The 12,720-nt window shown below is 43.5% G+C and carries 17 protein-coding genes; 11 read left to right on the top strand and 6 right to left on the bottom strand.

Features of this window, described 5'->3' with window-relative positions:
- Window positions 1-44: 44 nt before the first annotated feature.
- The 6 genes from ACFOZY_RS09900 to ACFOZY_RS09875 all read left to right on the top strand — a co-directional run bounded on the left by ACFOZY_RS09900 (window position 45) and on the right by ACFOZY_RS09875 (window position 3,501).
- Window positions 45-824, top strand: a complete 780-nt coding sequence (locus ACFOZY_RS09900) for a DUF4230 domain-containing protein (protein WP_378154889.1) — start codon at window positions 45-47, stop codon at window positions 822-824.
- Complete coding sequence (locus tag ACFOZY_RS09895; protein ID WP_378154887.1) at window positions 808-1,473, top strand: uracil-DNA glycosylase; 666 nt, start codon at window positions 808-810, stop codon at window positions 1,471-1,473. Before ACFOZY_RS09900 ends, ACFOZY_RS09895 begins: the two co-directional genes overlap by 17 nt.
- Window positions 1,474-1,523: 50 nt before the next feature.
- Window positions 1,524-1,646, top strand: a complete 123-nt coding sequence (locus ACFOZY_RS09890) for a hypothetical protein (RefSeq protein ID WP_378154885.1) — start codon at window positions 1,524-1,526, stop codon at window positions 1,644-1,646.
- A gap of 58 nt (window positions 1,647-1,704) precedes the next feature.
- Window positions 1,705-1,947: a YwdI family protein gene (locus ACFOZY_RS09885; RefSeq protein ID WP_378154883.1), complete on the top strand. Its 243-nt coding sequence runs from the start codon at window positions 1,705-1,707 to the stop codon at window positions 1,945-1,947.
- 15 nt (window positions 1,948-1,962) lie between these two features.
- Entirely contained in the window at window positions 1,963-2,337 is a 375-nt protein-coding gene (locus ACFOZY_RS09880; protein ID WP_378154881.1) for a DUF423 domain-containing protein, read from the top strand.
- 123 nt (window positions 2,338-2,460) lie between these two features.
- A complete protein-coding gene (locus ACFOZY_RS09875) occupies window positions 2,461-3,501 on the top strand; it encodes a hypothetical protein (RefSeq protein ID WP_378154879.1) in 1,041 nt (346 codons plus the stop codon).
- A gap of 48 nt (window positions 3,502-3,549) precedes the next feature.
- Here ACFOZY_RS09875 and gerQ read toward each other — a convergent pair whose 3' ends face one another.
- Entirely contained in the window at window positions 3,550-4,131 is a 582-nt protein-coding gene (gene gerQ, locus ACFOZY_RS09870; RefSeq protein ID WP_378154877.1) for a spore coat protein GerQ, read from the bottom strand.
- 78 nt (window positions 4,132-4,209) lie between these two features.
- On the bottom strand, window positions 4,210-4,965 hold the full coding sequence (hemQ, locus tag ACFOZY_RS09865; protein WP_378154875.1) for a hydrogen peroxide-dependent heme synthase: 756 nt from the start codon (window positions 4,963-4,965) through the stop codon (window positions 4,210-4,212).
- 174 nt (window positions 4,966-5,139) lie between these two features.
- On the opposite strand from hemQ, the gene lipL reads away from it, so the two are divergent.
- Window positions 5,140-5,955 carry an octanoyl-[GcvH]:protein N-octanoyltransferase gene (lipL, locus tag ACFOZY_RS09860; protein WP_378154873.1) on the top strand — a complete coding sequence of 272 codons (816 nt, stop codon included), beginning with the start codon at window positions 5,140-5,142 and terminating at the stop codon, window positions 5,953-5,955.
- Between the two features lie 113 nt (window positions 5,956-6,068).
- Here the strand turns inward: lipL and ACFOZY_RS09855 are convergent, their stop codons facing one another.
- Window positions 6,069-6,710, bottom strand: a complete 642-nt coding sequence (locus tag ACFOZY_RS09855; protein ID WP_378154871.1) for an RsfA family transcriptional regulator — start codon at window positions 6,708-6,710, stop codon at window positions 6,069-6,071.
- Window positions 6,711-6,918: 208 nt separating this feature from the next.
- Between ACFOZY_RS09855 and ACFOZY_RS09850 the strand changes: the two genes are divergently transcribed.
- From ACFOZY_RS09850 to ACFOZY_RS09840, 3 genes are all read left to right on the top strand, one after another.
- Window positions 6,919-8,220 (top strand): HD domain-containing protein, encoded by a 1,302-nt coding sequence (locus tag ACFOZY_RS09850; RefSeq protein ID WP_378154869.1) that lies wholly within the window; start codon window positions 6,919-6,921, stop codon window positions 8,218-8,220.
- Window positions 8,221-8,237: 17 nt separating this feature from the next.
- Complete coding sequence (locus tag ACFOZY_RS09845; protein WP_378154867.1) at window positions 8,238-8,747, top strand: YwgA family protein; 510 nt, start codon at window positions 8,238-8,240, stop codon at window positions 8,745-8,747.
- 88 nt (window positions 8,748-8,835) lie between these two features.
- A complete protein-coding gene (locus ACFOZY_RS09840; protein WP_378154865.1) occupies window positions 8,836-9,165 on the top strand; it encodes a hypothetical protein in 330 nt (109 codons plus the stop codon).
- Between the two features lie 70 nt (window positions 9,166-9,235).
- Here the strand turns inward: ACFOZY_RS09840 and ACFOZY_RS09835 are convergent, their stop codons facing one another.
- Window positions 9,236-9,421 carry a 2-hydroxymuconate tautomerase gene (locus ACFOZY_RS09835; protein ID WP_378154863.1) on the bottom strand — a complete coding sequence of 62 codons (186 nt, stop codon included), beginning with the start codon at window positions 9,419-9,421 and terminating at the stop codon, window positions 9,236-9,238.
- 66 nt (window positions 9,422-9,487) lie between these two features.
- Between ACFOZY_RS09835 and ACFOZY_RS09830 the strand changes: the two genes are divergently transcribed.
- A complete protein-coding gene (locus ACFOZY_RS09830) occupies window positions 9,488-10,012 on the top strand; it encodes a YwhD family protein (protein WP_378154861.1) in 525 nt (174 codons plus the stop codon).
- A 202-nt stretch (window positions 10,013-10,214) separates the two neighbouring features.
- Here the strand turns inward: ACFOZY_RS09830 and ACFOZY_RS09825 are convergent, their stop codons facing one another.
- Together ACFOZY_RS09825 and ACFOZY_RS09820 are read right to left on the bottom strand one after the other, a co-directional pair.
- A complete protein-coding gene (locus ACFOZY_RS09825; protein WP_378154859.1) occupies window positions 10,215-10,430 on the bottom strand; it encodes a hypothetical protein in 216 nt (71 codons plus the stop codon).
- A gap of 139 nt (window positions 10,431-10,569) precedes the next feature.
- Window positions 10,570-12,615 (bottom strand): transglycosylase domain-containing protein, encoded by a 2,046-nt coding sequence (locus ACFOZY_RS09820; protein WP_378154857.1) that lies wholly within the window; start codon window positions 12,613-12,615, stop codon window positions 10,570-10,572.
- Between the last annotated feature and the right edge of the window lie 105 nt (window positions 12,616-12,720).

The raw sequence follows: 12,720 nt of genomic DNA, 5'->3' as shown, positions 1-12,720 counted from the left end.
ACGTTATAGATTGTCGAAAAGGGCAGAAAGGGGAGAGGTTTCCGATGCCTAACAAAAAGAAAATCGAAGAGTTGGAACATTTATTGAACGAATTAAAAGCGCAGGATGAAACTTCCGTTACAGTTGAAGAAGCGGCAGGAAGATGGAGTAAACCGAAAGTTTTCACATTTCGGAGCTTCCTTCGTTTCTTCTGGAAGACCAAATACTTATGGATTGCACTCATTGTCATTGCATTGCTGATTGCCCTTCCTTTCATAACGTTTAACTACTTAACAAATGGCAGTACCTTCATGGAAAAGAAAGGGGCAGTGGTTGAGCAGATAATAGATTTGCAAGAGTTAGCTACCGCAGAATCTTACACAAAAGTGTTAGTGGAAAGGGAAGACAACCAGTTATTCGGAAAAGATATCGGGCTGAATATACCAGGAACTAAGAGGGAGTTATTGGTTGTGATTCCCGGCTCTGTCAAGGCGGGTGTGGACTTTTCTAAGGTCGATTCGGGTGACGTAGATGTCAATGAAAAGGACAAGACCATGAAACTGACTCTTCCCGCAGCGGAATTTTTAGGTGAACCATCTTTGGATTTCAATCATGTAGAGATCTATTCCCATGAAGGTCTTTTCCGGACAGAAGCGAATATCGAAGAAGCATATGAACTTGCAGAGGAAGCGAAGAAATTAATCATAGAAGAATCCGCTGGCCAAGGGCTTCTGCAAATGGCGGAGGAAAATGCACGTACAACCGTTGAAGAAATGTTCTCGATTACAGGATACGATGTGGAAATCGAATTTAAGGAGCCTGATCAGAATGCAACTATTCAATAATGACTGGCAGGAAGTTCTGAACTCGGAAACGGAGAAGGGGTACTTCGCTGATTTGATGGGTTTTGTGGAGGAAGAATATGAAGCGCAGACCAGTTATCCACCAAAGGACGACATATTCAATGCGTTTAACCATACTCCGTTTGAACAAGTGAAGGTTGTGATTTTAGGGCAGGATCCTTATCACGGAGCGGGGCAGGCTCATGGCCTAAGCTTTTCAGTGAAGCCGGGTGTCAAGCATCCTCCAAGTCTACGAAATATGTTAAAGGAGTTAAAGGATGATCTTGGCTGTGAAATCCCTAAAGACGGAACCCTAACGAAATGGGCTGACCAAGGCGTGTTAATGCTCAACACTGTTTTAACCGTGAGAGAAGGGGAAGCTCATTCCCATAAAGGTATGGGGTGGGAAACATTTACTGATACTGTCATCCGTAAACTGTCAGAGCGGGAAAAGCCGATTGTATTCGTACTTTGGGGGAAACCGGCCCAAAAGAAAAAAATGCTTATTGATACAGAGCGGCATGCGGTTATCGAATCCGTCCATCCGAGCCCATTGAGTGCAAGGCGTGGATTCTTTGGTAGTAGACCTTATTCGGCGATCAATGAAAAGCTAAGGGAATTTGGACAAGAGCCAATCGATTTTTGTTTATAAATCCGTCACTTTGCTCGTCCACAATTCCGTGGTAAAGTGGAGGAAGTGAGGTGGGGTCATCATGGCGGTCAATTGTTTTCAATGCCGAAACTTTATCGTTACTTGGGATTCTAAAAGTCCTCGTGGCTGCAAGGCATATGGATTCAAAACTCGTGAGCTTCCATCTGCAGTAGTCAAGCGGTCCTCAGGAATGGATTGCTTGCGTTTTGAACAGAAAGAGGGGAAGCGACCATGATACCGATGAACAAATTATTGTCGGAAATGGAGAAACAGCTGGCGGCTGCGAAAACTGCTGGAGATGAACAGATGATGAGAGAGGCTCTTTCAGCCATTCGTTCGCTTTGTGAAGTCGCTTTAAGTGCGGAAAGTCATCCTGGCTCTCTCAAACTAACTGCTCAACAGTCACCACCCGTCCTTCGTCATGAGAAGCTTCAGGAGGAAGATGCGAATGGGGACTCCATTTTTGATTTTTAGAGAAGAGGGATGGATATGAAATTCTTTATAATTGCAGGAGCAGTAAATGCACTGATTTCTGTCGCTTTCGGTGCTTTCGGTGCACATGCTTTGGAAGGGAAGATGCCAGAAAAGTACATTGCCATCTGGCAAACAGCCACGCAATATCAGATGTATCATGCATTAGGCTTAATCGTAATCGGTATTCTAATGAGTTCCACGTTACTCGGTCCATTAACCCAATTGAATTGGGCAGGTTATTTAATGCTTGCCGGCATCATTATTTTCTCGGGAAGCCTATATGTACTAAGCCTTACGCAAATTGGCGTATTGGGTGCCATCACACCAATCGGTGGAGTCGCCTTCATCGTTTCATGGGTATTATTGATTTTAGCCGTATTGAAATTTTGAAGTAAATTTAAAAGGAAACATTCAGAGCAGGGGGAAACCTCTGCTTTTTCATATTTTTGTCAAATGTAGGAGTGAAGTGACTATCCACTGAATGCTACACTAAAAGAAAAGGGGTGTTTGCACATGGTAGCCCTGAAAGACCGTAATTATAAACCACTACTTCTAAGTATCCTCACCTTAGTCATCACATCGAATATTCTTCTATACCGCTCGCCTTTATCATCATGGATTCTAACTCCAGAAACAAGTGGAGTCGTAATCGGCTCTTTAATTGATTTCTCAATCATCGTTCCATTTCTAATTTTGGCACTGACCCGCAATAAAGGCTTTACACTGAAACGTTTCGTGACATGGATGGTCATTGGTATCATTGCTGCACGCTTCATCATTCCGATGGACTATTTCAAACCGTTTACGTTTATTCCGTACGTGGCCATAGCAGCAGAAGCTTTGCTCGTCCTTGCGGAAATCGGGTTGATCTTCCTGTTAGTCCGACGTTTACCCGCTATTATTACCGCAACAAAACAACATGATCTCGGCGCCCTATTCGCTTTCCCTCAAGTTGTAGAGGAAAAGGTCCGCAGTCACCCGTTGATTAAAATCGTGGCTGCCGAAGGGCTTATGCTCTATTATGCATTTGGTTCCTGGAAGCAAACCGCACCCAATGGGGAAGATGTATTAACTCTTCATAAAAAAACCAGCATGGTCGCCTTCTACGTCATGCTCATACATGCAATCGTCATTGAAACGATCGGTTTTCATTGGTGGCTACATGAGAAGTCCTTGGTTCTGTCATTAGTACTCCTTATTCTGAACGTGTATTCGGTAGTCTACATCCTTGGGGATATTCAAGCAGTCCGTTTGAATCCAATGATCGTCCGGGACGGAAAACTCCATGTATCGCTTGGATTAGGTAAGAGAATGACCATTCCAGTCGAGGCAATAGATTCAATTGACTGGGGGAAAGATGCGGAAAATGTCAATTTAAAGGACAAAAATTTAATTGCATTCATGGCTCAGGACTTTGAAACGCCAAAGCCTGATTGTGTTATTCATTTGAAAGAATCTTTAGAAGCGACATTATTTATGGGAATGAGGAAAAGTTACGGCAAAGTTGCTTTGAAGGTTGATGATCCGAACCAATTGAAGCGCCTGTTAATATAAAAAAGAATCTGGACCTTTCAAGCCAAAGGTCCAGATTCTTTTTTACGCTTATTGCCCTGTTTGTGCCCCTGCTCGAGGACCCTGATTGAAGTAATACAATTCTTCATCAAATTCAGCGAAGTTGAAATAGATCATCGGCATGAGGAATCGCTTATCCGTTGCTGCTTCCCGAATGATTACATGATCACGTCCCGCAGCTTCGACATATCCGCGGATGTTGACTACGTTCGACCCACTTTTTGACATCGCATTCTCGAATGAAAAGTGGAAAGTTCCGATTTTTCCTCTGTTCAATCTCAAGATATTCTCAATGTAAGACTCCTCACGGCCTCTATTGGCTGCAGGTATTTGTGGGGGAGTCATCTGCTGGGCTTGGGGCATGACTCCCATTCCCGGGTTCCAATAATATTGGACCATTTCTTCACCCTTTCCGTTAAGTTTTCTAACTTGTGGCAATTGCTCAGAGTGGAAGTGGAAGATACGAGCAAATTGCCCTTTTTTCAGAGGCTTTTTCAAATGACAAGGCGCAACCTCTTCGTTGAAAATATATGCAAGCGTTTGAAGCAAAAGTACATAAATCGGCACGTACTTACGAAGATAACGGAATGATCGGCTGGTTTTCAGTTTCAAACACTGAACGAATGTTTGGCATGGCCCTAATCTTTGACACGAAAAAACCGCAAGCATTAGCCTGCGGAATTATAAACCTTATACGCGGAAGAATTCATCCATTTTTTCATTGCCTTCAAGCAGTGTACCGACATAGAAGGAACCGAACTCACCGTAGCGAGCGCTCACTTCGTCAAAACGCATTTCATATACTAATTTCTTGAACTGGAGGACATCATCAGCGAATAGCGTCACGCCCCATTCCCAATCATCGAAACCGACAGAACCAGTGATGATTTGTTTGACTTTACCGGCATAAGTGCGGCCGATTTGGCCATGGCTGCGCATCAATTCTTTACGGGAGTCCATATTTAGCATATACCAATTGTCATCGCCTTGACGACGTTTGTCCATCGGATAGAAGCATACATATTGGGAACGTGGAAGCTCAGGATAAAGCCGTTTGCGGACATGTGGATTTTCGTATGGGTCTTCGTTGGAATTGCCGCCAGCCAGATAATTGGAAAGCTCTACGACGGATACATACGAATATGTTGGAATCGTATAGGCAGCAATCGCCAATTTGTTGAATTCCAATTCAAGCTGTTGCAATTCATCCATCGTCGGACGTAAAATCATCAGCATAAAATCAGCTTTCTGGCCGACAACTGTATAGATTGCGTGGCTTCCTGTATGCTCAACATGTGCTGTATTCAATTTCTCCACAAACCCATAAAACTCATCAAGTGCTGCCTGGCGTTCTTCTTGCGGAAGCAATTTCCACGTTGGCCAGTCCATCGAACGGAAATCATGGAGGGCATACCAGCCATCCAATGTTTGTGCTGCTTCGTTCATTGTTCGGACACTCCTTCAACCTGTATTTATTCCCCTTCAGTTTAGCATATTGTCGATTGAAACGTTCAATCGCAAAGCCTACTGTCACCAATTTGACATGAGTCTTGCTTTTTCGTGTATGCTATCAGAAGAAAAGTCGTTTGGAGAGATTGAACTATGCATGAACTCGAACTAATGTCACGTACGAAATGGCGCTACCTCGACCAGTCGGTCAGTCTGGTGGAGCGCTCACCCTTAGAGTCTTTCGCAATGGACGATACTCTTTGCCACCTTGTCGGCAGTGGCCAAAGTTCTGAAATATTTAGAACATGGGTGCATGATCATTCCGTTGTATTGGGCATACAGGATCATCGGCTTCCATATCTGGATGAAGCCGTTAAGGTGATTGAACAGGCTGGCTATCAACCGATTGTCCGAAATTCGGGAGGACTGGCAGTAGTCCTTGATTCCGGTGTTTTGAACGTTTCAATTGTCCTGTCGGAAAAAACGAACTCAGTGGATATTCCCGCCGCCTATGAAATTATGGTCGCTTTTATTAAAAGATTGTTTCCAGAAGCGGCTAATGAAATCGAAGCCTATGAAATTGTCGGCTCATATTGCCCAGGTTCATACGATTTAAGTATAGGAGGCAGGAAATTCGCAGGCATCTCTCAACGCCGGATCCGTTCAGGAATCGCCGTGCAAATCTATTTATGTATAGAAGGTAGCGGTGCTAAACGAGCGGAATTGATTCGTGAATTCTATAACGCTGGTATACAGGGGACTGAAACGAAGTTTTCCTACCCTGACATTCAGCCGGAAGTGATGGCATCCCTTAGTGAACTGATTGGAGCAGAGCTCACTGTCAGAGAAACGGTAGCGCGGATTGAAGCCATGCTTACAACGCTTGGTCAATTGAACAAGAATTCTTTAACAGTAGAAGAATTGAAACTATATGATTATTACTTGAACCGGCTCATCGAACGGAATCGTAAGCTTTTATCCGAATAAAGAAAAAAAGAAATCTGCAAATCTCATCGAAACTTAATTATAACTTCGATGAGGTCTATTCATTCCTACCTTAGGAGAATATGCAGATTTCTTTTAATTCGGTTGTAAAGCTATTAATTTGTTGGCGGTTCTTTCGTAACAAGATTCCCGTTTTTCTCCATTTTGAAAACTGGGGACACTCGTTCTTGTTCCTCATCAAGAGTCACAAGCCTGCGTGCGCGATTCATAATTTGGACGAATGCTTCGTAATCTTCACGGATTGCGATATTTTCTTCTTCAAGTTTACGAACCTGTGCTTCCAATTTCGAAGCTTTTTCGTTAGCAGCATTCGCCATATGTCTCCATTTAACAGCTTCCGAGTCGACTAAACTACTATGCTGTAATCGCATAAGGTATGCAATGACAACATCGAGAGATAGTGAGGAAAGTTGAATGGACGCCGTTGGTTGGCTTTCCGTATGGTCCCCTGTAGCTGGAACAACATAGAGTCCTTGATTGCGACGGCGGTATTCTTTCCCAAGCAAACGCATATTGCGCTTACGTTCCTTTTTCGCCTCGGACAACTCTTTTTCATATTCGCGTCGTACGACTGCATTCCATCGGAAACCGCAAGCCGCTGCTGTCCGGTTCAGCGCATCCCCGGCCTCCTCAAACGCATTCAATTGTGTACTGCCCTCTCGAACGTGCCGGAGCACCGTTTCTGCTAATAATTCATCGTTTTCTTCTAACCATGCATCCTGCCGGACTTTCACCATGATAGAGCCTCCTGCCATGTTAATAGTTTTATGTGTACATCCCCAAGTTTGGGCGGAAACTCTGACTTTTATTCATTCAATTAATCACGTAACCCATTTTTTTGAAAACAACATTTCAAATTAAGGAACAGTTTGCGAGCATCTTTTATTTGAAGACTGATTCTACTATAATTGGGTATATGATGTGTCAAGGAAGCAGGTGTGTTGAATGAGTTATGCCAGCCGGAAATTGGCAGAAGAGAAAGTGTTCAAAGATCCGGTCCACCGTTACATACATATCCGTGATCAAATCATTTGGGATCTGATCGGGACAAAAGAATTTCAGCGCCTGCGCCGGATTAAACAGCTGGGTACGACGTATCTTGTATTCCACGGGGCGGAGCATAGCCGATTCAACCACTCCTTAGGTGTCTACGAAATCGTCCGGCGAATCATTGATGATACTTTTAAAGGCCGTCCGGAATGGGATGAAAGTGAACGAATTGTAGTCTTATGTGCTGCACTACTACATGATTTGGGACACGGTCCATTTAGTCATGCATTTGAAAAGGTGTTTGGAACGGACCATGAGCAGTTCACGCAAGCAATCCTGACTGGTGAGACGGAAGTGAATGCCGTTTTACGTAAAGCAGGGGAGGACTTCCCACAAAAAGTAGCGGATGTCATTGCAAAGACCTATCCTGACAAACTCGTCGTTAGCCTTATTTCCAGTCAGATCGATGCTGACAGAATGGATTATCTTCAACGCGATGCATATTTCACAGGTGTGAGCTACGGACATTTTGACATGGAACGTATATTGCGCGTCATGCGGCCGAGGGAAGATCAGGTCGTCTTCAAATATAGCGGGATGCACGCAGTTGAAGATTACATCATGAGCCGTTATCAAATGTATTGGCAAGTGTATTTCCACCCAGTATCGCGAAGTGCAGAAGTGATCCTGACCAAAATTCTACAGCGTGCAAAAGAGTTGAATGGGACAGGCTATCAGTTTAAGCGTGAACCCGATCACTTCAAATCTTTTTTCTGTCATGAAGAGACGCTTGAGGACTACATTGCATTGGACGAGAGCATCATGTTCACCTACTTCCAAGAATGGATGAAGGAAGAAGACTTTATATTAGCCGATCTTTGCGACCGCTTCGTTAATCGGAAGCTATTCCAATACATTAACTTTGACCCTGCGAAAGAGTATCGTAAACTGTCAGAGCTCGAGCAACTTTTCAAAAAAGCAGGCATTAACCCGGAATACTATCTCGTTGTCGATTCCTCATCAGATTTGCCTTACGATTTTTATAGGCCCGGTGAAGAAGAGGAACGACTGCCGATCCACCTTTTGATGCCGAACAATGATTTACGGGAACTATCACGATCCTCTGATGTTGTCGATGCGATTTCGGGGAAACGAAGAACTGATCATAAACTCTATTTTCCGGAAGATGTGCTTACGGAAGATGGGAAGAAGAAAACGTTGAAAAAACAAATCTTATCCGTCCTTCGTGGAGAATAAGAAAGGAGGGACACGACTTGCTGCAGGAACACGCTAAAATTGTACAGTTCGTCTCCATCGCGAATGGAGTGACCGGACGGAAAAAGTTGCAGAAGATGATCTATATCGCTAAGAAAATGAGATTCCCCTTTTTTGAAAAATACGAACTACATATGTATGGTCCATATTCGGAAGAATTGACGCTTCGTGTTGAAGAGTTATGTGAAATGGGCTTTTTAAATGAAAATAAAGAAGACAAGGGGTCGTACGTTCAATACTCTTACAGGACAACGGACGAAGGGTCGACGTTTATCGAAACACTTTGCGAAGAAAATGATCATTTAACAAAGTGCATCGATTTATTGAACAAAAAAAGTGCCCGTTTCTTGGAATTGGTCTCGACTTTGCTGTATTTCGATCACTTGCCTAATACAGAGCGAATCGAAAAAGTAAAAGCCGTCAAAGGAAAATTGAATTTTACTGAAGAGGAAATGGAAGAAGCATTTGCCTTCATCGAACAATTGAAAGCATGTACAGTAGCCTCATGATGATGATCAAAGCACTCTCTGTAGTGCTTTTTCTTTTTGCTTTTGAAACTTTTTTGAATAGTATGCGTATTTAAGTTGGGGTGAGAGGATGAAAAAGCAATCGGTCATATTGTGCTTAGGGGTTATTGTGTTTGAAGCGATCGTGTTCTTTGGCGTTTCGACTTATTTTGGCTGGTCATATGTTGATATAAGTGCATTAGGGGGGATTTCCCTCTTCGGATTAGTGTATTTGATTAAATACAATTCCTACCAAGTTACGAACATTGACAATGCTTACGAAAGGGCATGGGCCTCAACTGCAGAGGAGCGGTTGCCATTCAGTTTCAAACTGGATCCAGTCCGGACAGGCATGCTACTATACGCTGCTGTAAGTTTCGTCATCGCAATAATCGTCTATTTCCCATACTTTATAGATTAATGAAGGTAGAGGTGCTTTTATGAAGGATGAAAAAGGAGCCGATTATCGGCTCCTTTCGCATGATTGTCTATTATTGATCGCTGAAACGTTTACCGGCAACTGCATAGTGATTTTTCGACATTTCTTCAATAAAAACGACGACATTTTCTTCCGGAGCACCAGTAGTTTCAGAAACGGCTTTCGTCACTTTTTCACAAAGATCACGTTTTTGTTCCTCGGTACGACCTTCCAGCATTTTAACTGTTACATAAGGCATAGGAAATCCTCCTTTTTCACAAAAGTGGTTATATTGGATATAATAGCAGAATGGAGGGGACAACGTATGGCAAATGAACAAAAACCAAAAGATAAATTAGGCTTTACCATTATCAAGGACGATCCGACGGACGGCCACAAAGGATTCGGCATCGGTTCCCTGTCGCTGGAAAACGTGTCGCCTGTGTTCATTGATATAGAAGAAGGCAGGGCGTTTGTTGACATCGGTGCGATGCATGCTCGAAGTGAAGTGGAGAGAGGCGTTAAATTCACGACTAATCGCGAAGACTCCGATGGTGAAGGTCGCAAACCTTACTGGTTAGTATGGGTCACGATTGATTATAAAGAGGACGGTCCATACTATGCTGGTGTGACAGCATGTGAAATGGTCGTCAACAAAGCAAAGCGTAGAGGCTACAAGATTTTAGCCGATCATGTCAACAAAATGGATAAATCCATGAAGCGAAAAATTATAGTAGAACAAATGGATGATAAATCCAAAAAAGTATTAGCCGATTTTCTTTCCAATCTCAATCCGGAATTGTGGGAACACAGCGAAGAAAAACTGAAGTCAGATTTGGCGAATTTGTGAAAACTATTTGTTTTATTGAATGTGACGTGGAAAGGCAGTAAACTAATCTTAGCTTACAAATGTGAGCTAGGACATAGTTTTTCCATATTTCGTTGGGGGCCATGCGGAATTGCGTCAAACCCAAGCCCAATGCCCCATGATTCCCACATATGGAAGAACAAACAGAAGGCTGTCACGTTAGTGGCGGCCTTTTGTTTATGGATTAAATGTTATATAGGTATATTAACGAGGCGGATTTATGAACAAAGATTTCAGAGGTGACCAACGTTTTTATTGGAATCGGTAGTAAACGAAGCATAATCGGTAGTAAGCGAGTGATTATCGGTAGTAATTGACTCATAATCGGTAGTAAACGTCTAACAATCGGTAGTAAAGTAAATTGTCGATGCTCAAGCAGGTTTTTAAAACCAGATCTCATACATTTTCAATAATCGGTAATAAACCAGCCATAATCGGTAATAAAATAAAGAAAATCGATAATAAAACCACAACAATCGGTAATAATCACAAAAAAAGCGGATTCCCCTTCATTCAGAGGAACTCCGCCTTTCTTTATTTCAATCAAAAAACGAGAATGGGAATAGTTGGAAACCTTCGTCTTTTTCGCCGCTTGACCGTTCAGCCCGAAGTGCGGGATCGGTACAAAGTTTATCCGGGATATCTTTATCCTTTACATAGATCAGACGCTTCTTTTCACAAGCGGAAACGGCAATACCTCCTGTTTCCACGTCAACGATTACACCGGTCACGCCTTTTGGCGGCAGGAATGGTTCTGCGGGCTGGCCGCTTAATGCTTTTTCCATGAATTCGATCCAAATTTGTTTCGTCGCCTGTTTGTCGCTCGCTTCCGTAAGTTGTTTTCCGACGTCATAGCCTGTCCAAATACCTGCGGTTAAAGACGGTGAAAAACCGATTAAATACTGATCAGATAATGTGGTTCCTGACTTCGCGGCATATGGACGAGTTTGTTTTGCTCGCATGGATAATCCGGTTGCTGGAGTGTAGTCGTTAAAAACAGGGTCGAACATGCCGGTCATAAGATGTGTGAGGATAAACGCATCTTCCTCTAACAGGGCACGTTTCCGTTTTCCTTCTTTTCGTACATAGACATCCCGGCCGTCCTCGTCTTTGATTGACAAAATCATCACGGGTTCCGTTTTTTCACCGCGTGCAGCAATGATGTTATAGGCGTTTGTCATATCCTCCAATGTTACTTCGGATGTACCGAGTGCCATCGCAGGTGTATCTAAAATCTTTGCATCGACGCCAAATCGTTTCGTCACATTACGGAAAGGCTCATACCCGATCTCTTCTAATGTTTTCACCGCATAAATGTTATCGGAAATGGCGAGAGCCTGAGCCAGCGAAATAGGTCGATGTGCAAACTTTCCGTTCACGTTACTCGGTTCGTAAGTCGCACGGCCGCCATCATACGTGAAGACGGTTTCCTCACTACGAAGATAAGTCAATGGCGAGAAGCCCTCTTCGATTGCAGCAGCATACAGAATCGGTTTCATAGCGGATCCGCTCTGCCGTTTTGCTTGAGTCGCCCGATTAAACGGACTTGCTGTATATTCACGTCCGCCGACCATGGCCGTTACATAGCCCGTATCCGGTTCCATCGCAACGAATCCTACTTGCAAATCATTATTTGGCATCCATTTTTGAATGGATTCTTCAGCGACTTGCTGATGATGTACATTCAAGGTCGTCTGGATCGTCCAGCCTCCTTCTGAGAGGAGACGACCTTTATCTGTCAAAATTTTTTCCGCTTCCTTCCAGACTTCATCCAAGAAATAAGGTGCTACGAGTTTCGTATCCCTCCATTCCTCGTGTTTCAAGACAATCTGCTCAGCTTTAGCATGCTCGCGTTGTTCCGATGTAATATAATTTTGAGTTTCCATCAGTGAGAGAATCACTTGTTGACGATTTGTTGCGTTCTCCATACTTTCCACTGGTGAATAAATGCTTGGACCTTTCGGGATCCCGGCAAGTAAGGCTGACTCGGCCAGCGTCAATTCTTTTGCGGGCTTTCCAAAGTAAAACTTGCTTGCCGCTTCAACTCCGTACATCCCATGTCCGAAATAGACGGTATTTAAATAGCCTTCCAAAATGACATCCTTGTCATAGAAAACTTCCATCCGGTACGCAATGAGTGCCTCATTCACTTTTCTGGTCCATGTCTTATCTAAGGAAAGGTATAGATTACGGGCATACTGTTGGCTGATTGTGCTCGCGCCCTCAACCTTACGGAACGCTTTAATGTCTTTCAGTAAGGCAGAGGCGATCCGTGAGTAATCAAACCCGTGATGCTCATAAAAATCTTTATCTTCCACCGCAATGATTGCATCTACTAAAAATGGGGAAATCTCATCTAAAGAGACCCAATATCGACGTTCGGCTGCGAAGCGGTCACCGATCTCGTTGCCATTACGGTCAAGGAAGATGGTCGCTTTCGGCACGCTAAGGGAAGGGGCCCCGGTAATTTGTGCGTATAATCGTAATGATATAAAAGCTGTCACAGCAGCGGTCAAAACCGATAAGCTGATCAGCGCAATTTTACGCCAACGATTTCGCCGTTTTCTCTTTTTCTGATACGTCATTCTTTGCATACAGCAACGCTCCGTTTCTCATTTGCTAACAGTATGCGAGCTGGGTCCATAATCTAAACGGAAAAGTGATGAAAAAATAGTTGCACTTTCCGGCAA

The organism is Chungangia koreensis (genome assembly GCF_042651785.1).
Lineage (GTDB): Bacteria > Bacillota > Bacilli > Bacillales_A > Planococcaceae > Chungangia > Chungangia koreensis.
This window is presented reverse-complemented; position numbering and strand designations above follow the sequence as displayed.

Bases quoted from the DNA above. Each gene is read 5' to 3' on its own strand.
- ACFOZY_RS09835 (WP_378154863.1), bottom strand. From the start codon at position 9,421: ATGCCTTATGTAACAGTTAAAATGCTGGAAGGTCGTACCGAGGAACAA.
- ACFOZY_RS09830 (WP_378154861.1), top strand. From the start codon at position 9,488: ATGGCAAATGAACAAAAACCAAAAGATAAATTAGGCTTTACCATTATC.
- ACFOZY_RS09850 (WP_378154869.1), top strand. From the start codon at position 6,919: ATGAGTTATGCCAGCCGGAAATTGGCAGAAGAGAAAGTGTTCAAAGAT.
- ACFOZY_RS09855 (WP_378154871.1), bottom strand. From the start codon at position 6,710: ATGGTGAAAGTCCGGCAGGATGCATGGTTAGAAGAAAACGATGAATTA.
- ACFOZY_RS09825 (WP_378154859.1), bottom strand. From the start codon at position 10,430: ATGAGATCTGGTTTTAAAAACCTGCTTGAGCATCGACAATTTACTTTA.
- ACFOZY_RS09880 (WP_378154881.1), top strand. From the start codon at position 1,963: ATGAAATTCTTTATAATTGCAGGAGCAGTAAATGCACTGATTTCTGTC.
- hemQ (WP_378154875.1), bottom strand. From the start codon at position 4,965: ATGAACGAAGCAGCACAAACATTGGATGGCTGGTATGCCCTCCATGAT.
- ACFOZY_RS09885 (WP_378154883.1), top strand. From the start codon at position 1,705: ATGATACCGATGAACAAATTATTGTCGGAAATGGAGAAACAGCTGGCG.
- lipL (WP_378154873.1), top strand. From the start codon at position 5,140: ATGTCACGTACGAAATGGCGCTACCTCGACCAGTCGGTCAGTCTGGTG.
- ACFOZY_RS09820 (WP_378154857.1), bottom strand. From the start codon at position 12,615: ATGACGTATCAGAAAAAGAGAAAACGGCGAAATCGTTGGCGTAAAATT.
- ACFOZY_RS09875 (WP_378154879.1), top strand. From the start codon at position 2,461: ATGGTAGCCCTGAAAGACCGTAATTATAAACCACTACTTCTAAGTATC.
- ACFOZY_RS09895 (WP_378154887.1), top strand. From the start codon at position 808: ATGCAACTATTCAATAATGACTGGCAGGAAGTTCTGAACTCGGAAACG.
- ACFOZY_RS09840 (WP_378154865.1), top strand. From the start codon at position 8,836: ATGAAAAAGCAATCGGTCATATTGTGCTTAGGGGTTATTGTGTTTGAA.
- ACFOZY_RS09900 (WP_378154889.1), top strand. From the start codon at position 45: ATGCCTAACAAAAAGAAAATCGAAGAGTTGGAACATTTATTGAACGAA.